Raw genomic sequence first — 20,800 nt, forward strand, 5'->3', positions numbered from 1 at the left:
TCCATCAATTGAATCAGTACCTTAAGCAAGGCTGTAAATAGGAAAATAGCTAAGCCTGGTTTGATGTCCCGGGCTTTAATTACAAGTGCGAAAGGCCATGCTTTGTAAATCAATAGATAAAATAATCATAAAAAAAGATAAATGGCAAAAGAACTGCTGCAATTTGGGCTAAAATACTGTACAATATGTGACAATTTTTTATCCATTTAATTTTAAATAAGAGTGGCTATGACTGATTTAAACCTTTACAGAAATATTGGTATCTTCGCCCACGTAGATGCTGGAAAAACAACCACTACCGAACGTATCCTTAAGCTCACCGGTAGAATCCATAAAATGGGTGAGGTTCACGAAGGTGAGTCGACAACCGACTTCATGGAACAGGAAGCGGAGCGTGGCATTACCATCCAGTCAGCTGCAGTCAGTTGTTTCTGGAAAGGCAATCGCTTTAACATCATCGATACCCCAGGACACGTTGACTTCACTGTAGAGGTTTATCGTTCATTGAAGGTACTCGATGGTGGCATCGGGGTATTCTGTGGTTCTGGCGGTGTTGAACCCCAATCAGAAACCAACTGGCGATACGCGAACAATTCAAAAGTATCCCGTTTGATTTTCGTCAACAAACTTGACCGAATCGGCGCGAATTTCTTGAGAGTCACTGAGCAGATCAAAAAAGTCCTCGGTGCAAATCCTCTAATTATGACTTTGCCCATTGGCATCGAAGACAATTTTGTAGGTGTTGTTGATTTATTGACCCGTAAAGCCTACGTTTGGGATGAAAGCGGCCAACCAGAAAATTATAGCGTCACCGACGTACCAGCCGATATGCATGACGATGTTGAAACCTATCGTGCACAACTTATTGAAACAGCTCTGGAAATGGACGATGAATTGCTGATGGCTTATTTAGAAGGCGAAGAACCTTCAATAGAAGACATCAAGCGTTGCATCCGTAAAGGTACACTTGAATTAGCCTTCTTCCCGACTTATTGCGGTTCAGCCTTTAAAAACAAAGGGATGCAGCTGTTATTGGATGCAGTCGTTGACTATTTGCCTGCTCCCCATGAAGTTAACCCGCAACCTTTGACCAATGCCGAAGGTGAGCCAAACGGCGAATACGCCATTGTTTCTCCTGACGAGCCATTCCGCGCCCTGGCCTTTAAAATTATGGATGACCGCTTTGGTGCCCTAACCTTCGTACGCATCTATTCAGGAAGACTAAATAAAGGTGATACCATTCTTAATTCCTTTACTGGCAAAACCGAACGTGTCGGCCGTATGGTTGAGATGCAAGCCAATGAGCGTAATGAATTGCAAAGTGCTGAGGCAGGCGACATCATTGCTATCGTAGGCATGAAAAACGTCCGTACCGGACACACTCTTTGCGATCCAAATCACGAGTGCACACTGGAAGCAATGGTTTTCCCTGAGCCTGTTATTTCCATTGCCGTTTCGCCGAAAGATAAAGGATCCACTGAAAAAATGGGTATTGCAATTGGCAAGATGGTTGCAGAAGATCCCACGTTTCGAGTTGAAACAGATGAAGATTCAGGTGAAACCATTCTTCGTGGTATGGGTGAATTGCACCTCGATATTAAAGTCGACATTTTGAAGCGTACTTACGGTGTTGAGTTAATCGTCGGTCAACCACAGGTTGCCTACCGTGAAACCATAACCAAGTCGATCCAAGACAGCTACACCCACAAGAAGCAATCAGGTGGTGCGGGCCAATACGGTAAAATCGACTATACGATTGAGCCAGGCGAGCCAAACAGCGGATTTACGTTCCTTACTTCCGTTGTGGGTGGAAATGTTCCTAAAGAATTCTTCCCTGCCATTGAGAAAGGTTTCCGCTCAATGATGAACACAGGTACTTTAGCGGGCTTCCCAGTGTTGGATGTGGTTGTTAACCTCACTGATGGTGCATACCATGCCGTAGACTCCTCAGCGATTGCGTTTGAAATTGCTGCAAAAGGGGCCTTCCGTCAGTCCATGCCAAAAGCTGGTCCTCAATTGCTTGAGCCCATCATGAAGGTTGACGTCTACAGCACCGAAGAAGATGTAGGTAATGTCATCGGTGACTTAAACCGTCGCCGCGGCATGATCTCTGGTCAGGAGCCCAGTGCAGCCGGTGTTCGTATTAAGGCTGATGTTCCTCTTTCAGAAATGTTTGGTTACATCAGTACCTTACGTACCTTAACTTCTGGCCGTGGTCAATTTTCAATGGAATTCTCTCACTATGCGGCTTGCCCAAGCAACGTAGCTGAAGCGGTAATTGCCAAAGAAAAAGAAAAGAAAGCTGCAGCCAATAAGTAAGTCCTATGCTTAAGAAACCCAATCAGAAAAATCTGATTGGGTTTCTTAAATAATCCAATACCAATCTTTAGATTCGTACCCCTTTGTTCTACCCTCATCTCCGGCGCAGTACCTGGATTAATGCAACAGGTCACTACCGTTAGAATGGGTTTTCTTCCCTCATTGATTTTACTCAGCTAATGGCTGGTCAAAACCGCAGAATCTTTGGGATGCAGCAACAGGAAATCCCTGCTAAATCGCATAGACAGACTGTATTTCGCTCCTCAGGGCCTCATTGTTTTCAGCTATAGGAAGTAATTTCTCCAGGTGCTATAGTGTCAACCTTCATGAAGAATAGACCTTCAATTTCAAAATCCCGTTAGACAAAAGGAGAGCTTAGATGCTGGTTAAGGACTTATTTATTGATATACCTTCGCGAGAAAATGCCCCGGAAACCAGACTGCATATACGCATTGTGAGTGAAAATGAGGGCAATCTCGCTAAAATGCCTTACATTTTTATGCTTCCCGGAGGACCTGGCGCCAACCACTCTCACTATAAGCATTATGAATGCTTATCTACAACAGGCAATATCGTATTCATTGATCCTCGCGGTTGTGGATTAAGCAATAAGCAGGATCCGTCCTCCTACAACATGGACAATTATATTCAGGATGTTGAAGAAATTCGTAAGCAGCTAAACTTGGAAAACCTGATTTTATTAGGTAAATCCTACGGGGCAATGTGCGCATTGGGATATACACTGGCTTATCCAAAACATGTTTCCAGCCTGATATTGGCAGCAGGCTCGCCAAGCTTTAGAAACCTTGAGACCGCTCGTCTAAATGTAGAAAAAAGAGGAACTCCTGAACAACAAGAAGTCTGCGAACGATTGTGGCAAGGAAGCTTTAAAAGTGAAGAAGAGATAAATGAATACTTTGCGGTAATGGATAGCATGTATTCCTATAGGAAAAGAAATAATTTAGCCGTAAATCGCCCGGCTGCAGAATACAGTTTTGCTTTTGAGCCATTAAACGAAGGCTTCAAGGGATTTTTGCGCACGTTCGATTTTGAAAATCGCCTGCACGAAGTTAGCTGCAAAACGCTCATTCTGGTAGGGGAGGAAGATTGGGTTACGGATAAAAAACATTCTGAACTTATGGCGAGCAGGATTCCCGATAATCAATTTATCGTATTTCCCCATTCAGATCATTCCATGGAGTCTGATGTCCCAGATGAATTTTTTTCAAGCATTCAGTCATTTGTAAAAAGCCAATATGAGAAAAAAAATTCTTTCGTTTTTTTTAAAGAAAAAAAGGACATGGAAAGAAAAGATAGGTTAACAACTGAGAATACCAATGGATTTAGCCTTTAGGTTTATTTAATGTTGATGGCAAGTACGGATATTGTGCGCCATTGCTTTTTCAATCTTAAGATTACTTCTGGCAAGAAGGTGAAGTGGTGAGCGCATAACATTTATCTGAAATTTAAGTTGCCAAGCCTTACATTTAGTCCTTCACAGATTGTTACTGCATCGGCAATAGCTGCTACCGACATTTTAACCCAATTTAAGCCGGCAAAAGTTTATGTCTTCAAGCTGAACTCTCCCAGACAGTTTCAATAAAATTTTGCACTTGAATCGACAGGTCTGCAACTCAAGCCTCTCATTCTGGTTAGGGATTGCAATTTATGCAATTGAAAAATCAGTGACAAACATATTTTTATTTCAAAATATAGCATTTTGTATCAAATAACTATATCTTTATATTTTTTTGGAGACATCATGGGTATAGTTAAAATTTCTGACGAGTTGCATGAGGCAACTAAATTGATGGCAAGAGCCATGAGTCGTTCAATCAATTCTCAAGCAGAATATTGGATTCGAATAGGAAAACTGGCGGAAGAAAATCCTTCCATCACCTATTCTGAAATTCTCAAGATGTTAATAAATCAGGCCTCATCAGGTGAGATACGCGATGTTAGTGAAGAGCTCTGAGGAAATAGAAAAGATGAGGGTGGCCGGTAAACTGGCTGCCGCGGTTCTTGCAATGATAGGACCCTATGTGACTGAAGGGGTAAGCACTAATGAGCTCGAACGAATTTGCCGTCGATACATAATCGAAGATTTAGAAGCCATCCCCTCGACCTTAAACCACTACGGTTTTCCTGCATGCATTTGTACATCCATTAACCATGTGGTATGCCATGGCTTGCCTTCCGATAAAAAGCTTAAACAGGGCGATATTATCAATATCGATGTGACGGTACAAAAAAATGGCTATATTGCAGACACAAGCAAAATGTTCCTTGTCGGAGAAGTAAAGCCTTTCGCTAAAAAACTGGTGAAAATAGCCCAGGAATGCCTTTACAAAGCGATTTCGATTGTTCGTCCTGGCACTTATCTTGGAGACATAGGAAGCATAATCCAAAAACATGCAGAGCAGCACGGCTATTCCGTTGTGCGTGAATATGGTGGTCATGGAATTGGCAGAACCATGTGGGAAGAGCCCGAAGTGATGCACTTTGGCAAGCCAAATACTGGCATGCAGTTGCGCGCAGGCATGACGTTTACAATTGAACCCATGCTTAATTTAGGAGGTAGGGAAATAAAAACCCTGGGGGATGGTTGGACTGTGGTCACCAAGGATCACCGGTTATCGGCACAATGGGAGCATACTGTTTTAGTGACCAATGAGGGTTACGAAATACTTACCTTAAGACCTGATGAGCGCTTCTAGATTATTGGTCTCTTAATCTGAAATCAACCATTCCTGTTTTAGGGTTCTGCTTATCAGTCAGGGGATAGTAATCAGTTTACTATCCCACACAGTAAGGCTTGGTTGACAGTTTGCTCGGTTCTTATAAAATTGGCATTTTAAATAGGGAAATCATGCCAGGCAAAATTCACAGCATATGGTTCACCCAAGCCAGCGGTAAACTTCATCCTGCAATTGTTCCAAACCTGCTTTCTTGGTCTAAAAACATCAGCAATGATTTCTCAATCGAACTGTGGACAAACCTAAATGAATTGTTGCCATCTGAAATTGAAAGTTTAAAGCTGAATAATATAATTATCCGGGATCACAGTGCCTGTAATCCAAGCCCATTGTACCCGTATTTCCTGTTTTTTTTTGAGAAAGGTTTGCAAGGGGATAAAGCGGCTTTTGCTTTGGCTTCTGATGTTCTAAGAATGTGCATATTAGGGTTAACACCGGATGATGAGTTTTTTATTTATGTTGATGCTAATGACACAGCTTTCTTGGATCTTAAAAAAAATTTGCAAAATTTAGATGCATTTACTCAACGAAGCAACTTGGGTTATTCATTTCAAGCTGTCGCTCATCCTGAGGAAAGGATGGTTTATACACGTAACGATGTATTAATAGCCTTAAGGAAAATAAAGCCGGCATTTTTTAATGATTATTTAAAATATTATGAGCAACATTTAGAACAATATCATAAAGACTATGTTGTACCTAAAACCAATTCTCAAGCTGTAGAATTGGCTCGCAATTTAACCAACTCCACTGAACGTTCTTTTTTCCGGTTCATAGAAAAAAACGACCAGGAGCTTGTCGCTTTTACAACCTTTGCCAACCATCTGGATTACGTTGCTTCGATAAATTGCATGGGTTTTTTTCCCTATGTGCGTCTAGAAAGTTCTGCTAATACCTGGCTGCCGTATACTGAACAAAATGGTATGGCTTTCTTTGCTCCACGATATCCCACACCCTCTCAAAAAACTCCAAAAAAGAATGTCAACAAGCTCTTTCAAATACCAGATGAAAGCCCTTCTGCACTAATAATGGATGCACATGAAAAAGCCCTGGAGGAATTCTTTCAAATAGCCGGGGTGCAGCCTGAGCGGTTTTACATTCACAATGTAAACATCCCCATCTGGTTTTCCAGTTCAAAGGACGCAATTTCTTTCTTAAATGCTCTTAAGCAACATGTGGAGTCCAAGGGGCTATCTTTGGACTGGGACATGGTAAGAGTAAATGAAAGCAAGGTCGATATTCTAGGCAGAGAAAATAGGACAGTTGTTTTAAACTTATCTGATGAGATTAGAACGGATATAAGCTTAAACGCTTAAGGGATGTGTTCAACTCATATTAAACACATCCCTGCTCACATGCTCTTATCTTTGTTTAAATTGCAGAAGAACATTTGCTGCGGATGAAGCCGGTGTGCTGGGAAGCTCCGGAGACGCTGGACGTTCATAAGAAAAAAAGCTTATTCTCCCCTGTGCTGTTGTTGGGGTGGTTTTTCTTCCCTCGTCACCGTTTTGCTGAGAGTTCAAACTACTAACATGTCTGTGTTTTAACGGCCTTTGGTCGACTTCTTCACTCGCATCTTTCATTGAATGTCTGTAAGACCATTGCGTCTTAGTAATTACTTCTGCATCTTCCCCTGGTTTTAGCGGGCGAGCGTCACAAATGACAATATCAGTGCCTCTTACTACGGTCATAGACTGTCTTTGACTTAATGCCCCTTTTGTGATTGTTTCTGCAGTCTCACCCGCTTTCAGCGGTCGCCAAGCGTTAATCACAATATCCGTACCTTTCACCACAGTGACGGGGCGTCTTTGGTTCCAGGCTGATTTGCTAATTATTTCTGGAATTTCTCCCGGTCGTAAAGGCCGCATATCGCTAATTACAATGGCCGTACCTTTCACCACGGTTACAGGGCACCTCTGTTTTAAGGCCTTTCGGGTGATTATTTCTGGAGTTTCCCCGGGTTGCAACGGTCGCCTATCATCAATGACAATGTTCGTACCCTTTACTACAGTCACTTGCTTTTGATTTGTCGGAAGATTTCCTGAGCCTGCCTTTAAAGCTTCTTCATGCCATCTTTTTTTTAATTCTTTATTCTTTTGTTGGGCTTCTTCGATTTTTTTTAGTTTACTGAGTCTTTGTTCAAGTAATAATTTTTGTATGTTGGTCGATTCCGCAACGGGTGACGCTTGATTTGTAGGCAATGGAATAGATGACGGTTTTTGTTTACTGCGTGATTGCTCAAGGGATGGCTCTTGGCTTGTGGGCGATAGGATAAAGGACAGTTTTTGTTTGTTGCGCGATTGCTCAAGGGATGGCTCTTGGCTTGTGGGCGATAGGATAAAGGACAGTTTTTGTTTGTTGCGCGATTGCTCAACGGATGGCTCTTGGTTTGTGGGCGATAGGATAAAGGACAGTTTTTGTTTGTTGCGCGATTGCTCAACGGATGGCTCTTGATTTTTGGACGATAAAATAAATGAGAGTTTTAGTTTTTCCGGAGTTTTTTCTAACATGATAAACCTCTAAGCTTTAAATAAATAATTTCATTGCAGATCCGCATAGGCGCAATGTCTTACTACAACACAAAAGAAATAGTTCAACTGCCTGGCATTGTATTAGGTGGAACAATGATCATCTCTTTAGATGGTGCTTCTATGCTTTGAAAAGAATTTTGCCACTGCACCTCTTTTCTTTCTGTGTAGTAGAGCCACAAAGAAGATTGGGTGAAATGGATTTTATAATTACCAATAGATTGCAAATTAATCAGAATGGGCCGAATTATAGCATAATTTATTCAGCATTCCACAAGGACTGCAATTTTCCGAAGGTATATTGTAGGTGGCCAAAATGTAATGGAAAAGACTGAGCAATCAAACATTGGTATTAAGATTTGCTGTTGAATGGACAACAGCAGCCTTGCATTTTATGTGAATGCTCGTTGAATCCCATACCCTTTCAGGTGCAATGCGAATTGGCGAAGTACTTCCAAACCCGATGTCTCGGCTTGTTTGCACCATTGGTGTAAACTTTCAATCAATTGCTCCTGCGAGGGGGAAGTTTTTAACCATATTTTTTGCAGGGACTGCCGGTAATGATGGACCAATTGAATATTATGATAGCGTCCTAGCAAAGTATGAAGCTGTGAGGTGGCTTCTATAGATAAGAGTTTTTCATCACGTTTCAGTAACTTTCCTGCTTTTTTAAGTGCACGTTTGTCTGTCTTTTTTACAGCCTTATTTCTTGTTTCATGGCAAACAATAGGCTTCATAACGAAACGATAATATTCGGACAAGATTTGGAAACGGTTGCCAATTACTGCCTTTACCGTGTCTAGATCCACACAGTTTTTTTCTTTATTAAAACGAAGCTGGGGGGGTAATTTTTTGACCTGGGCTAGGCCTAAGAGGGATAAGCATCTAATGTAAAACCATCCTAAATCAACTTCCCACCACTTCATGGAGAATTTTGCCGAAGAGGCGAATGCATGGTGGTTATTGTGCAATTCCTCCCCACCAATAAATAAGCCAAAGGGAAAAACATTGGTTGATGCATCAGGGCATTCAAAATTTCGATATCCCCTAAAATGTCCAATGCCGTTGATCACTCCCGCAGAAAGCGGTATCCACATCATCTGAATCGCCCAAATGGTAATTCCAATGCTGCCAAAGAGCAGGAGATCGATAAAAAACATCAGCAAGATGCCTTTTTTATTATGGCGGGAATAAAGCTTTCGCTCAATGAAATCATCCGGAGTACCATGCGAATATTTCTTAATCAAATCTTTATCTTTAGCCATGTCCCGGTATAACTCGGGCACCTGCCAAAACACTTTTTTTATACCAAATACTTTGGGACTGTGCGGATCTCCTTTAACATCAGTGGTTGCGTGGTGTTTACGATGAATGGCAACCCATTCAGCGGTGACCATACCGGTAGTCAACCACAGCCAAAAACGAAAAAAGTGACTAACAACAGGATGTAATTTTAAAGCACGGTGCGTTTGATAGCGGTGCAAATAGATGGTAACTGAGGCAATGGTGGTTTGTGTAAGAATCAGGCACGCCAAGAGATAAGCCCACCAAGGAAAATTTAAAAGACTAAACATGCAATGCTCCAATGAGGGGCTTAAAGTTAAACGGCCATAAATGCCCTACGAAAATACTGCCGTTATGGGGGAAGGCACAAGAAGTTGCTTTTAGCATAGCATCAATTTTAAATATCTAAAGTATAGTATTTGCAACGCGAATTAACCTGTCCTTATTATTTATGCCATACTTAACTACAGGATGTGAAATAAAATTTTAATGAATGGGAAAAAAATATAAATAATTGTTCCTTTTGTTTATCACACAGTTACTTGTTATTAAGGGGACAATTATGGCTATTTACACCGCCAAATTATATATAGAAAAAATATCAGTTGGTGAAAGAAGTAGTGATGATTTTGAAGGACTCTACATTTGGATGTTGGCAAGGGCATATAATCAAATGGCCCACTATAACGGTTCAATCGTCAACAATGATACCCAAGAAAATTTTGAGAAATTTTCAGACTTGTTCTGTAGATTAGAGATAATTTAACGGCTCTGAAATAAAAGAAATCTTTGCTGTTTCATCCTGGAAAAATTTTAAATTCATCAGCCAATTAAGCTCATAATTTAATAAATTTGCATCTCTTTGTTTGCTGTAATATTTATTCAAAATCTCACATTCCATGCCTGTATCTTGCTGAATTGATTTAAAAATTCCTTAAGTTTTATTTGCTAGAATAATCTTCCAGTAATTCCAGAGAAAAGTATGAAAAAGAAAAGCAGTAGCCCTGCCACTGTTTCAGGCCAATTACTCAATTCAAAAGAGAAGAAGAGAATTTCCCCTGAAGAAGATTTATTAGAAGAATTAATTATAAAAAAATCCAGGTTAAGCTCTGAAAACCAAGAGCAGGATCCTTCCTTACAGGATTTAAATCAAAAGCTTAACCCTGACCTACTCACCGGCAATGAGCCTCGTGTTTGCAAAATACCGGAAAGAAGCGGTGATGAAGTCCTATTTATTTCTAGCGAATTTAAACAGACATATATTAAATCCGCTTTGTTTGTGAAGTCAGACTTCAATGAAAAAGAGGTCGTTACCCAATTGCCAGCTAGAACCAAATTTTATTATTACAATAATAAAACTGAGCAATCCCGTTTTTTTCATAGGAGTAAAAAAGCCCAAAATTTTGTGGAAGCGAGCAATCAGGACAAGATTGCACTTGCTGTTGTTGGAGGCAATATACTCCGTTTGGTGATGGGTAAACTTCTTCCTAAATACAAAGTTGCAGAGCAAATACCCTGCCAGCAAGATGAACGGTTTTATCGTTTGTCTTCAAAGGTGGATAATTTTTCACAAATTGATCTGAACAAAACGCCTGAGGACAAGAATATAAGAGGCCTGTTTTTTTCCCTTTTGCTTTCTTATTTTGTAGGCGATACTGACTTTTCAAACAACATTGGTTTTGTGATTAAAGGCAATGATTCGATTGTTATAAAGATTGATCCTGAATCTTCATTTTGCGATGACTGTTTTTTTGAAGATTATGAAGAGGTGAAAAAACATATTTTTTTCTTAATGTATTTCACCGCCAAGGTATCGGTTGATGAAATTGATGACTTGGATTATGAATCTGAAGAAGAGTTTTTGGAATTGCTTTTTGGCGATATACCTGGCTACTTTGCCGATGTGTTTTCATATCCTCAATTGAATGAATCCAAGCGATTTTATGAGCTGCTTCCTGTCAGGCAAGAAGAATTGTTTTATGGCTTATCCTGCATCCTTAATACTTCTCTTCCTGCCTACATGAATTTGGTAGACGAAGTGCCAATGGATCCAAGGAAACAATTAAAATTAAAAAATGCATTAGCCAATCGCATTGATTTATTTGCTAAGGTTGCAAATGAATTGCCTGGATTTAAAGTGTACTATGAAGAAAGGCGCTATTTGCACTCTGACTTGGTTGAAATTTATGGACGATTAGAGAGTGGTGTTGTGCTTGATGTGCAAGCCACTCAATTTAAATTTTAAATTAATTCTTTTTAAGGAAAATTAGGTTTGCATTTAGGTAGCATCCTCTCCTCATGTACAGCTTCCTAATATTGATAGTTAAAGCTTAAACAGCAGCCTGATTTTGATTCAACTATGGATAGTTTTTGCACTGAAGTTTATAATGCTTTCCCAGGTAAATTTTTTATTCCACGAGATGCAAAAAGATTCTAGGAAAGCGTTGGATTTTATAAAGGCAAATTTGGACTTTTTTTGTGCTCCATTTCTACATCAAAAAGAGTTTCAAAATTGGGTCATGCAAGCAGGACAGGAGAAGAATGTCAGAAGCTTGACGGATTCCTTATTTGTCCCTTTAACAAACCCCATTTCCCATCTTGGTGAATTTATTGATTCACTAATCGGTAAAGCATTGCAGCCCAATGACAGGGCTTGCTTGCTTCATGGCGACGAACAAAGATTGATTAATTTGCTCGAAAAGCATCGGCATCTGAGGCGTGCTATTTTGATGATTGCCCGCAATCCATCCATCCAGAAATGGAATGAGGATCATCCGCAATTGATCAAAAGAACGCAAAAATTTTTCTCTGCCTGCGGCATAATTCACAGCCTGGAGGAAAAACTTAAAACGCTTGCCCCACAATTTAAAGAGGATGCTAAATATTCATTAACTTGTTTATCTCTTTTAAAGGAAGAACTGCATAATTGGATTGACGCTCAAAAAGGTGTAACTGGCGAAGTCCAGGATTTTGGCATCACATGCACCCAGTTAATCCAGCAGGCAAGACAAGACTTAATCAAGCGATGGGGGAAACATCCACAACTTAAGCACCTTCTCTTTTTAATGGGGAAAATTGCTTCTGGTTGTTTTACGAAAGAAAACCCTTATTCATTTTTCCATGAACAATCACTAATTATCGACTCCATCAGCCAATTAGAAACCACATTTTCTCCAAGATGATGGAGTCACTTGTTTTGCCTCTTATTTGTTTCCCTGCTTGCCCTGCAGTTGTTCAAGGGAATGAATGAGCTCCACCTCGTTTTGGCTTTGGATTTCATCAGAATTAAAAAAAAGAACACCCTGTGGCTGGAAGAATCCGAGTTTATAAGATAAATAAATACTCCCAAAATGACCTTTTTTTCGCTCTTGTTGTAGGTAGTCTTTAAGGAGGCGAGTATGGGATTCAGACCAGAAACCGGTCTTCATCCAATGACTTATAATGGATATGGCATGAAGCAAAAAGGGTTCATTGCTTGAAGCCCTGTAGTTTTGTTGAATCAGGCAACGAATTAAATGGGGAATAAGGCGAAGGTCCTTATGTTGCCCCGCCTCAATAAACAATTGAATGAAACAGTTACGCCAACGGGCATCGTCTTTAGCAATAACGCCTGCGCCTTCTTTTAAACCCAGCATAAGATCCTGTAAGGCTTCGTAGTAATCCAGTTTGTAGGAAATGAGGTAATACTGAATCGCCTTTTCCTGATCATGAAGAGCCTGGCTTAGCTTGTCTTGATGATAACCCGCATGGATTATCGCCAAACAATAGGCAGCATGCTTATTGTTATGCAACATGGCTTGTTTTAAGGATTCAAGTCCGCGCATAAAAGCCGATTCATCTCCAGCTGAATGGATGTGGAAAACGCCTAAGCAAAAATGAGCCAATGAAGATAAATCAGGGGAAGCTGGATTAATCAGGGTCAATTGCAACCGATGGATTAACTCGGCCTTTGTTTCAGCATCGATGCATATAGAACAATCCGGAGTGGAATGATTTTGTTCATCTTTAATAAGATTCACGAAATGCATGGCTATTCTCCAGGCAATTTTCATATCGTGAACGGAATGAAAAGGTTTAAGAGAGTCAAATGGCATGATTAAACCCAAGGCATTTTTAAATGATCCCTATTTTACTTCACGGTGCCCTTTAAGGGGTGATTTTTTCAGCTATTTCCAAATAAAAGTTCAATTTGGCTATTAATCTTTCGATAATCTTGCGCTGCTATACTTAATTCTTAAGAAGTTTCTGGATAACAGTATGAATTCAAAAGATGAGAGGCTAAAAAAATCCCTCGAAAATTTTGTGTCATTGAATGCAGCAGATACTTCTGGAGGACATAAAGCCAGTATTTATCAGAAGGCCTTTAAAAAAACTCACCCGCAGAGTAAGCGCCATGACAAGGTTTGGTATGTCAAAGAATCCTATTCTCCGGATGAGCCTTTGGAATTGGAGGTGATTCCTGGTGAAATCTATCGCTACTGGATTGGCAATACACAACCTAAAACAAGGTTGGTCATTGATGGTGCTGGCAACCGTTATGTGGCTTCCGAAGGTGTTCCCGGTTTCAAAACCTTCAGTTCAATCATGCAACAAGGGGGGAAACCCAGCGATTATAAAACTTTGGCTCGGATTCTCGTGAGTGCCTTAGTTCTTGCTGAAATTGATTTAAAGGCGGATAACATCGGCGATAATGACAATGGAAAAAGCGTCAAAATCGATCACGACTCCTCATTATGGCCTCTCGTTTTAAGAATTATGTCGGTGCAGAATGATATCAATCAAACGAATTTCAGTTATGAAGATCTCGACAACATTTTGGAGCCAAAAACCTTTAAGCCGGCTGTATGGGCAGGAGGGCTTAGCAAAGACATTAAAGAAGGCCTGCAAAACAATGAAGAATTTAGAGTGGAAGTTTACCGGCAAATCTTAAGGATTATGGTTTACCCCAGTGAAATTCTAACCAGGATTCAAGACGTAAATGCCCCCTCTGATCTTCAGTTAAAAACGGATGTGCAACAGTTTATCCAAGAGCGAATGCAGTTATTAAGAGCAGAATCATTGAAGAGTAAGGAGTTTAGGAGCTTTATCAGTAATCTGGATCTCAACGACTGCCAAAACCAGTTTGCAAGTGAACTCAATGAATTTTTTTCAGAAAATAAAGCCTATGTCGAGGAGGGCGATAATTTATTTCAACCGATGGTGCAGACCATTGAAGCAATTAAAACGGAAGTGGGGGAGCTAAATACAGCACATGGGGAAGAATTGCATAAAATGGGTCAGCTGAAGACAAGGCTTAAATTAGACAAAGGCAATCCTGAGCACCTCATGTACTGGCAAGAGAAGGTCAAACTTGGCGGGACATCCATAAACTGTGGTGGCATACGTTATTATGTTCCGGCAAAAATTGCTCAAATGATGCAACTGGAAGTGGATTCTTTTGCCAGCTTCAGGGAATTTAAAAATGGATTAGATGCGATTAGACGCTCTAGGAAAGACAACCAAAAACCGGGGTCCCTGTTCTCTTTTTTTGGGGAAATAAAAGACAGCATTGTGCGAGATAGAACAACACAAAGTCTTTATGAAGCTCAAGATATTGAAGAAGTGGATTTGCGAGAATTAGGCATGGAAGAAACCTTTAAGCCACAGAGTAGGTCTTAAATGGGTTTGGCACTATGGATGGGGCAAATGGCCTTTAAATTTTGTACTAAAATTAATCATATTAATTAAATTAATTTTGATATGAGAAATATCATCATTGCAGTAAAAAGACTGCAGCAATTGCCGCAAAAAGGATTGTCTGCGCAACAAAAGGAATTGATTAAAACCCTCTTAAATGCACTGCATGAGCAAAAAAAGAATCCCAAAATCCATGAATTAAAGCAAATTAAAGAACTGGTCTTGGCCGAAATGACGGGTTCAAATCCCACCTCAAAGCTTTATCTCGATTGTTTAAATGAAGTCAGTATGGATATTACAGTCGTTATCGAGTCCGCAGAAACCATTAAAAATCCCACGAATGAACGGGTTAAAAGACTTCAGGTATTTAATGGCATATATCAGGAGACTGCTAGTAAATATAACGGCAAATTAGTTTTGCCTTTATTCCAGAGTGCCGATGCCCGCTTGGGAGACGCCGAAGGGGTTTGTTTCGGTTATGTCATAGAGTGGCTGGGATGCATGTTGAACGGCAAGAAGCCATTTGGTATTAACCCTCTCAATCCTCCCTATTTCAAACCAATAAAGTACAGCAAGCCTGTGCTCAATAGCTTCCCTGGAGTCAATCATGTTATTCCTCTTAGGGATGACATTTTTGATTTACAAGAGGCGCAAGGAAGTCCTGAAAAGCTGCTGAGCAAGATAAGTCAGGATTCGCCCAAAGGATTTGCAATAGCAAGTGAATCCGTGCGTCGCCTGCGCTATTTTTCCAATCCGAAGGCAGTCGCAGTCGACATGTTGGACATGATCAGCAATTATCCTAATCAATATTTTATGTTGTCCATGAACTCAAACCATTCTGGACATGCAATGGGTTTTGGCAGAGACGCGAATGGGACCTATCATTTCCTAGATGCGAATGGTGGCTGGTTTACCTTCGAGAGTAAAAATGATATTGAGAGATGGCTGCCCTTTTATTTTAAAAAAATGGGTTATACGGACCGATATCACTCTTATGAAGTCAGTTCTTATCAGCTGACAGAAAAAAATTCTCTGAGGCAGACGTGGAATGCAATTCTTTCATTTTTGGCAGATATGGCAAACACCTATGTTTATGTCCTGGCTACGCCGTTTAATTTCCTAAGTAAAGCAATCCGATCGTTTAGAAAAATTGAAGAGATAGATGTTGGCTCAGATGCCGTTGAAGAACTAAGGAGTGATGAGCCAAGCTATTCAAGGGATGATAGCTATCAACAACTGCCCTCAGGAAGAAGCAATTGTGACTCAAGCTATTCTACCCTCTGCGGTTTGCTGGACATATCGGCAGAGGATCTGGAGGCAGCAAGAAAGCAGGCTCTGAAAAACCCTGAATTCAAAGTGCGTGTTACGAAAAATTCTCCTGCTGATTTGCCTTCTCCTCGCAACAAGACCATTGAAGAACCTCTTGAATCCCATCTGGTTGGAAATGAGGGACGTAAACGCAGCATCAATTGAAGAAGCCTGTTTCCTTTCAGGGCGCTGATTTTAGGTAAATAAATCGAGCAATTTACTGCATCGGGTAAATTCTTATCTTGTATTGAATAAGGTCATACGATTTAGGGTTTATGCCAACACCACTTGCAAATGCTGGACGGAAATCGAGCGAAAGTAAACTATACTTAATTTTGTATTTTCTTTGTTATGGGACAGCATCATGAACAATTCTTCTAAAACTTCCACCAAAAAACAAAACAAAGAAATAAAAAAAGAAAATTTAAAGGATATTTCCGGTGGTAATAACCGGGGATCTTCGAGAAGATTTGATCCACTTGAGGGAGAGCCAATAGGCCCTTCACTTCCGAGCCATCCAGGCGGCGATCCCTATGAGCCACCGAGAAGACGTTAAGCTGCCTTAACCTCGATTTATAACAGCAAGCTGCCTTATTTCATTTTTCTAAATGTACATTGCAGAAAGCCATTGATGGATTCTGTAAGATGTCTTAAGTTCAGCCAGTGCTATTCAAAACCAAAGACACTCCTGCCGCCATAAAGGGGTGAGACCTCTTTTTCGTGAGCAATGATTTCTTCCAGGCTTGGTCCTTTGATAATGTGCTGTTCCAGTTTGCGAGCTTGATTATCGAGCTGTTTAATCGCTCCCAATTTCTCATCGCGACCTAACTTTGCTTGTTGAACTGCGGTTTTCAAAACACGGATGGTTTCATCATAGACTTTCAATGGGACAGGATAGGGGTGGCGGTCCTTGCCCCCATGGGCCAGTGAAAAACGGGCCGGATCGGAGAAGCGATAAGGGGCACCATGAATGACCTCAGCCACCATCGCAAGAGCAAGAATTGTCCTTGCACCTACTCCTGGGACCAGAAGCAGCTCTGAAAAATCTTGTGGCCCACGATCAATGGCAGCAGCAATGTTTCCATGCAAGCGCTTTAACGAAATATTTTCAGCCTTAACCTCATGGTGCACTGGCATTTCCAGATGCGGAAATGCCATTTGCCCGCTGTTTAAAGGCTGTGAACCAATCAGTCCATTTTGAGTCTTTGACGCTTCTGCAAGGATGCGTTCAGGAGAACATGTTTTCAAGAGATCAATTTGCCTTAAGCGCGACAGCTGGGCTCTTTGATCGGTAAGATTAATAATATTGCCTTGTGGACGTCCTTCAATGGCGGCATGAGGCGCATCGATAAAACTATCTAAACCTTCAGATAACCAATGGTAGCGACGTGCCTGCTTGTTGGCAGTGTTCATACCCTGCTGAATAACCGTCCATTTCCCCTCATCGGTCACAATAAAGGCGTGTAAGTAAAGATCAAAACCATCTTGAACCGCGGCGCTGTCTACTTTGGCCACCAGGCGGCTGGACTGGGCAAGTTGCTGGCCATCAAAACCCACCCTTAAACCAATGGTTGCAAGTTCCTGCGGGGTTTGACGTGAATACTTACCCCTGCCTCCACAGACATGAATGCCCAATTCGGACGATATCGGTGTTAACCCCCGTTTAAGAGCGCCAATGACACTGGTGGTAATGCCTGAGGAATGCCAATCCATGCCCATGACTGCACCAAAAGACTGGAACCAGAAAGGATGGGCAAGACGCCGCAAAAATTCATCTCGTCCGTAGTGATGGACGATGGCTTGACTCATGACTGCACCCAATCTGGTCATGCGGTCTGCAAGCCATGAGGGTACACGACCATAATGCAAGGGAAGGTTAGCGCTGCCTGTTCTTTGAGCCATAGAAATGTGCGCCAAGAAAATAAAGTGACTAAATTATAGCCGCCAGGCTGGGGAAATCCAATTGTAAATCATTGCGCAAAAGGAGCTGGTAAGACAGAAAATAGAAGAAGTAACTAATCGTTTGGTGCCTGCAAAAATACTTGGCCTGTCCTAAGAAGATCAAGGCCTAAGGCAAAGAGTCCAAAGCCGGTTTAATGCTATCGCAACATTGGCTACAATAATTTTCCCTTGTTCTCGATGCCTGTCATTTTCCTTATCGTTGGAATGAAGTTTTTCAAGAAATGCCGTTTTAAATGCTGTTTTTTGTTAGATAAAGACCATGTGCAATCATTTGGTCAATGGCATTGTTTAGAGCATGAAGTTCGAATGGACCTTCCCACATCAATGCTTCACATAATCAGATGCTGTAATCCTTACAAAAGAGGGGCAACAAGCTTGGCTTGAAACACAACTGATCTCAAACCAATAAGGATTAGACGAACTCAATAACAATATTTGAGAAGGCATGCTTTAAGGTTAAAATCAAAAATAGCCGAGCATCTTCTAAAACTGGTATAAGGGGTCAGATTGAAAAAATTTTTATGGCTTCGTTGTTTCATTACTTACTGTTGTATCCTGCAGTTGTTTTGCTGAAGGGGATAATCCTCTATCTTCTTGTCAATATGATTCCCACCTGCAAGCCACTCGCTCACAAGAAATGCAAGACTTACTTAAAGCAGACCAAGTGAGCGGGATAACTGGCAAAATTTAACGGACGAGATGTGGCTTCAAATAAGAAAAAACGATCTTGAACGACGAAAGAGAATAGGAGAGATATTTGGAGAGGGTTGTATTAATAATGGTGAAGACTATGCGGCTGCCTCTCTTATTTATCAACATGGAGATGTTTCAGATCATTATTACCAGGCATTTCACTGGGCTCTATTAGCAAAGGAAAAAGGTGTAAGTAAGGCGAAATATTTGGTCGCTTTAACTTTGGATCATTACTTAGTCAGTATTGGAAAAAACAGTTATTCGGAAGTCAGGCGTATATAGAAGGAAATGGAAATGAATGTGCATGTCTTCATCAAGTAGAAGAATCCTTTCCTGATTCCTTAAGAATGCAGTATACCAAGAAAAGTTTAGACGCGCAGTTTGAATGGCTTAATTCACTTAATGTAGGGAAAAACTGTTCTAATCAGGTATGTTTAATCGATCTAGCGCCAACACCAGCAGGTAGTGTAATTGGCTTTTAGTAGTAACAAATTACTCCATGGTTAAAAATCTAAAGGCAAGTCTGCCTAATTGAATATTTTGAATTATGATGATGGGGGATAGTTTTTATCCATCTGTTTTTTCCTGTGTATAACTTTTCCTTTTTATCGGTTGCATTACTCTCAGAATTTCTAATTTACCCAAAATAGGTCTTGGAATTCAAACAACAATTCCTATCCGTAAACAGAAAAACAAGCATGAATCACACACTCTTGTTGTTCGAAAGACGAGTCTTTACCAAACTTTTCATTACGAATATTAAACCCATACACTTTATCATCTGCAGCCTTAAAACGTTTTCCATTCAGATAAAAATTGAATTCTTCAGGAATAACTTCTGACCACTCAGTAAATGCTAACGATGACTATTCCAATAGTAATGATCAGAGGCAGTGGAACCCATGGAATTGCCCAAACAATCCAATGCCCCAATCATGGGTAATCCGGTAGCAGGATTATTCTGTTTTATCTTGTGCCGACTCAAAATTTTCTTCATTGTTTTTCTCTTCATCATGCTTGGTAAACAAGGTGACGAACGCAAGAACTGCAAAAACTAGAATAGGTATAATCATTTAAAACTCCTTTTTTAAATCGGACTACAGATTTAGGATACGCCTATTTCACTCCGCTCATGAAATCTCCAGGAACAGGATCAAAAACCACACTCTATTCCTTTCTGCCCTTGCGGATTTTGGAGCTGCAGGCGCTCAACAAGCTCCGGCAAATCGGTTGTGGTCCAGCGCTCATCCAGGGCCCGCAAAATGTCTATTTCTGCCAAATCGGGGGCCTCAGTAATGCCATAGGCTGTAAGAGCTTGCGCGGCAGTAGGACGATGCCCCGGTATGTAAGCCACAGCCCAAGCCTGGCCAATCCCCGCTAAATTTTCGTTCCACATCTGAAATACATTTAATTCTTGATTATAAATTTGCAGTGAACGCTTTAGTTTGGGTTCTTTAACGTTCAGATCTTTCAAAAGAAAGTTTAGCGGATTGCAATAATAATGACGTATGTGTGCAGGAAATAGAGCTTGGGCTGCGCCAATTACAGTGCGCCAATAGATAGTTTTCTCCTTGTAATTTAGGCTGCTGAATTTGTTTTTATAATCTGCGACCGCTGCAATGAAGGGGGCTAGGCTAAACTGTCCCTTACTCTCATAGCAGACCCCCTTTAAGTGATACGCCACACCTTTAGCCATGAGCTCCTTGTATTGGCCTAACAGCTGGCGCCTTATCTCTTCACCCTTGGAATCCTGTGGTAGGCAATCCAACATCATTTTAGCCATATAGCATATGTCTTTTGTCCATATTGCATGTTGAAAAACGCTAATCGATGTAAATATTCTTCCTGAAATATCTCGTAATCGTCCCTTAACCAATAAATCCTCGGGATGTTCCTTAAGAATGGCTTCCATTTCATCTTGCGCGGCTAAACCTGCAAGACAAAAGAGTACCTCTCTTCGCAAATCAGGGCGTATCTTAAGGAGAGCTGTAATTTGTGTTGTATTCGCTTCGGCAGCGTATTGCGCCAATCTCGCCAGAATGCGGTTTTTTCGAATCAAACCATCGCGAAATAAAGGAAAGTTGCTACTGCGAATGCTTTTTATCTTTTGCGATTCATCTGCAGCATCTAAATAACTTGTAATCTTTACTATGAGCTCTGCAGGTAAGACTTCCAAAGGAAACAGTTCTGTTTTCTCTTGACTCATATTATCAATCAGACAGGGAGTTAGCTTATAGTGTACTAGTGGGATTTAAAAGGCAATGAGTTTAGAGC

At 40.8% G+C, this 20,800-nt stretch carries 17 protein-coding genes; 12 read left to right on the forward strand and 5 right to left on the reverse strand.

Going from position 1 to position 20,800, the window contains the following annotated elements; translation table 11 throughout:
* Nucleotides 1-228 precede the first annotated feature (228 nt).
* The 5 genes from fusA to EL203_RS00530 all read left to right on the forward strand — a co-directional run bounded on the left by fusA (nt 229) and on the right by EL203_RS00530 (nt 6,391).
* The gene (gene fusA, locus EL203_RS00510; protein WP_058471499.1) at nt 229-2,319 is read left to right on the forward strand and encodes an elongation factor G; all 2,091 of its coding nucleotides are present in this window, start codon (nt 229-231) and stop codon (nt 2,317-2,319) included.
* Nucleotides 2,320-2,698: 379 nt separating this feature from the next.
* Nucleotides 2,699-3,673: an alpha/beta fold hydrolase gene (locus EL203_RS00515; RefSeq protein ID WP_058471498.1), complete on the forward strand. Its 975-nt coding sequence runs from the start codon at nt 2,699-2,701 to the stop codon at nt 3,671-3,673.
* Between the two features lie 408 nt (nt 3,674-4,081).
* Complete coding sequence (locus EL203_RS00520) at nt 4,082-4,294, forward strand: ParD-like family protein (protein ID WP_058471497.1); 213 nt, start codon at nt 4,082-4,084, stop codon at nt 4,292-4,294.
* Nucleotides 4,275-5,036, forward strand: a complete 762-nt coding sequence (map, locus tag EL203_RS00525) for a type I methionyl aminopeptidase (RefSeq protein WP_058471496.1) — start codon at nt 4,275-4,277, stop codon at nt 5,034-5,036. Before EL203_RS00520 ends, map begins: the two co-directional genes overlap by 20 nt.
* Nucleotides 5,037-5,188: 152 nt before the next feature.
* Nucleotides 5,189-6,391, forward strand: coding sequence for a glycosyltransferase family 32 protein (locus tag EL203_RS00530; protein WP_126320071.1), 1,203 nt, complete (start codon nt 5,189-5,191; stop codon nt 6,389-6,391).
* A 45-nt stretch (nt 6,392-6,436) separates the two neighbouring features.
* Here the strand turns inward: EL203_RS00530 and EL203_RS00535 are convergent, their stop codons facing one another.
* Together EL203_RS00535 and EL203_RS00540 are read right to left on the reverse strand one after the other, a co-directional pair.
* A complete protein-coding gene (locus EL203_RS00535; RefSeq protein WP_058471494.1) occupies nt 6,437-7,585 on the reverse strand; it encodes a hypothetical protein in 1,149 nt (382 codons plus the stop codon).
* 410 nt (nt 7,586-7,995) lie between these two features.
* Nucleotides 7,996-9,177, reverse strand: coding sequence for a DesA family fatty acid desaturase (locus tag EL203_RS00540; protein ID WP_058471493.1), 1,182 nt, complete (start codon nt 9,175-9,177; stop codon nt 7,996-7,998).
* Nucleotides 9,178-9,449: 272 nt separating this feature from the next.
* Here EL203_RS00540 and EL203_RS00545 point away from each other — a divergent pair, with 272 nt between their 5' ends.
* The 3 genes from EL203_RS00545 to EL203_RS00555 all read left to right on the forward strand — a co-directional run bounded on the left by EL203_RS00545 (nt 9,450) and on the right by EL203_RS00555 (nt 12,069).
* Nucleotides 9,450-9,653 (forward strand): hypothetical protein, encoded by a 204-nt coding sequence (locus EL203_RS00545; RefSeq protein ID WP_058471492.1) that lies wholly within the window; start codon nt 9,450-9,452, stop codon nt 9,651-9,653.
* A gap of 216 nt (nt 9,654-9,869) precedes the next feature.
* Nucleotides 9,870-11,132: a hypothetical protein gene (locus EL203_RS00550; RefSeq protein WP_058471491.1), complete on the forward strand. Its 1,263-nt coding sequence runs from the start codon at nt 9,870-9,872 to the stop codon at nt 11,130-11,132.
* Between the two features lie 142 nt (nt 11,133-11,274).
* Nucleotides 11,275-12,069 carry a hypothetical protein gene (locus EL203_RS00555; protein WP_058471490.1) on the forward strand — a complete coding sequence of 265 codons (795 nt, stop codon included), beginning with the start codon at nt 11,275-11,277 and terminating at the stop codon, nt 12,067-12,069.
* Between the two features lie 21 nt (nt 12,070-12,090).
* Here the strand turns inward: EL203_RS00555 and EL203_RS00560 are convergent, their stop codons facing one another.
* Nucleotides 12,091-12,981: a hypothetical protein gene (locus tag EL203_RS00560; RefSeq protein ID WP_058471489.1), complete on the reverse strand. Its 891-nt coding sequence runs from the start codon at nt 12,979-12,981 to the stop codon at nt 12,091-12,093.
* A 163-nt stretch (nt 12,982-13,144) separates the two neighbouring features.
* Here EL203_RS00560 and EL203_RS00565 point away from each other — a divergent pair, with 163 nt between their 5' ends.
* The 3 genes from EL203_RS00565 to EL203_RS00575 all read left to right on the forward strand — a co-directional run bounded on the left by EL203_RS00565 (nt 13,145) and on the right by EL203_RS00575 (nt 16,427).
* Nucleotides 13,145-14,545 (forward strand): hypothetical protein, encoded by a 1,401-nt coding sequence (locus tag EL203_RS00565; RefSeq protein ID WP_058471488.1) that lies wholly within the window; start codon nt 13,145-13,147, stop codon nt 14,543-14,545.
* An 81-nt stretch (nt 14,546-14,626) separates the two neighbouring features.
* Nucleotides 14,627-16,036: a YopT-type cysteine protease domain-containing protein gene (locus EL203_RS00570; RefSeq protein ID WP_058471487.1), complete on the forward strand. Its 1,410-nt coding sequence runs from the start codon at nt 14,627-14,629 to the stop codon at nt 16,034-16,036.
* Between the two features lie 199 nt (nt 16,037-16,235).
* Nucleotides 16,236-16,427: a hypothetical protein gene (locus EL203_RS00575; protein ID WP_058471486.1), complete on the forward strand. Its 192-nt coding sequence runs from the start codon at nt 16,236-16,238 to the stop codon at nt 16,425-16,427.
* A gap of 110 nt (nt 16,428-16,537) precedes the next feature.
* Here EL203_RS00575 and EL203_RS00580 read toward each other — a convergent pair whose 3' ends face one another.
* Nucleotides 16,538-17,773, reverse strand: a complete 1,236-nt coding sequence (locus EL203_RS00580; RefSeq protein WP_058471485.1) for a DUF763 domain-containing protein — start codon at nt 17,771-17,773, stop codon at nt 16,538-16,540.
* A 759-nt stretch (nt 17,774-18,532) separates the two neighbouring features.
* Here EL203_RS00580 and EL203_RS00585 point away from each other — a divergent pair.
* Complete coding sequence (locus EL203_RS00585) at nt 18,533-18,808, forward strand: hypothetical protein (RefSeq protein ID WP_058471484.1); 276 nt, start codon at nt 18,533-18,535, stop codon at nt 18,806-18,808.
* Nucleotides 18,809-19,679: 871 nt separating this feature from the next.
* On the opposite strand, the gene EL203_RS00590 is transcribed toward EL203_RS00585, so the two are convergent.
* A complete protein-coding gene (locus tag EL203_RS00590; RefSeq protein WP_058471483.1) occupies nt 19,680-20,732 on the reverse strand; it encodes a hypothetical protein in 1,053 nt (350 codons plus the stop codon).
* Nucleotides 20,733-20,800: the final 68 nt, after the last annotated feature.

Origin of the sequence: Legionella jordanis (assembly GCF_900637635.1) — a bacterium.
In the GTDB taxonomy this organism is placed as follows: Bacteria; Pseudomonadota; Gammaproteobacteria; order Legionellales; family Legionellaceae; genus Tatlockia; species Tatlockia jordanis.

What these genes read in the sequence shown, in the direction of transcription:
- fusA (WP_058471499.1), top strand. Translation starts at nt 229, where the DNA reads ATGACTGATTTAAACCTTTACAGAAATATTGGTATCTTCGCCCACGTA.
- EL203_RS00515 (WP_058471498.1), top strand. Translation starts at nt 2,699, where the DNA reads ATGCTGGTTAAGGACTTATTTATTGATATACCTTCGCGAGAAAATGCC.
- EL203_RS00520 (WP_058471497.1), top strand. Translation starts at nt 4,082, where the DNA reads ATGGGTATAGTTAAAATTTCTGACGAGTTGCATGAGGCAACTAAATTG.
- map (WP_058471496.1), top strand. Translation starts at nt 4,275, where the DNA reads ATGTTAGTGAAGAGCTCTGAGGAAATAGAAAAGATGAGGGTGGCCGGT.
- EL203_RS00530 (WP_126320071.1), top strand. Translation starts at nt 5,189, where the DNA reads ATGCCAGGCAAAATTCACAGCATATGGTTCACCCAAGCCAGCGGTAAA.
- EL203_RS00535 (WP_058471494.1), bottom strand. Translation starts at nt 7,585, where the DNA reads ATGTTAGAAAAAACTCCGGAAAAACTAAAACTCTCATTTATTTTATCG.
- EL203_RS00540 (WP_058471493.1), bottom strand. Translation starts at nt 9,177, where the DNA reads ATGTTTAGTCTTTTAAATTTTCCTTGGTGGGCTTATCTCTTGGCGTGC.
- EL203_RS00545 (WP_058471492.1), top strand. Translation starts at nt 9,450, where the DNA reads ATGGCTATTTACACCGCCAAATTATATATAGAAAAAATATCAGTTGGT.
- EL203_RS00550 (WP_058471491.1), top strand. Translation starts at nt 9,870, where the DNA reads ATGAAAAAGAAAAGCAGTAGCCCTGCCACTGTTTCAGGCCAATTACTC.
- EL203_RS00555 (WP_058471490.1), top strand. Translation starts at nt 11,275, where the DNA reads ATGCTTTCCCAGGTAAATTTTTTATTCCACGAGATGCAAAAAGATTCT.
- EL203_RS00560 (WP_058471489.1), bottom strand. Translation starts at nt 12,981, where the DNA reads ATGCCATTTGACTCTCTTAAACCTTTTCATTCCGTTCACGATATGAAA.
- EL203_RS00565 (WP_058471488.1), top strand. Translation starts at nt 13,145, where the DNA reads ATGAATTCAAAAGATGAGAGGCTAAAAAAATCCCTCGAAAATTTTGTG.
- EL203_RS00570 (WP_058471487.1), top strand. Translation starts at nt 14,627, where the DNA reads ATGAGAAATATCATCATTGCAGTAAAAAGACTGCAGCAATTGCCGCAA.
- EL203_RS00575 (WP_058471486.1), top strand. Translation starts at nt 16,236, where the DNA reads ATGAACAATTCTTCTAAAACTTCCACCAAAAAACAAAACAAAGAAATA.
- EL203_RS00580 (WP_058471485.1), bottom strand. Translation starts at nt 17,773, where the DNA reads ATGGCTCAAAGAACAGGCAGCGCTAACCTTCCCTTGCATTATGGTCGT.
- EL203_RS00585 (WP_058471484.1), top strand. Translation starts at nt 18,533, where the DNA reads ATGTGGCTTCAAATAAGAAAAAACGATCTTGAACGACGAAAGAGAATA.
- EL203_RS00590 (WP_058471483.1), bottom strand. Translation starts at nt 20,732, where the DNA reads ATGAGTCAAGAGAAAACAGAACTGTTTCCTTTGGAAGTCTTACCTGCA.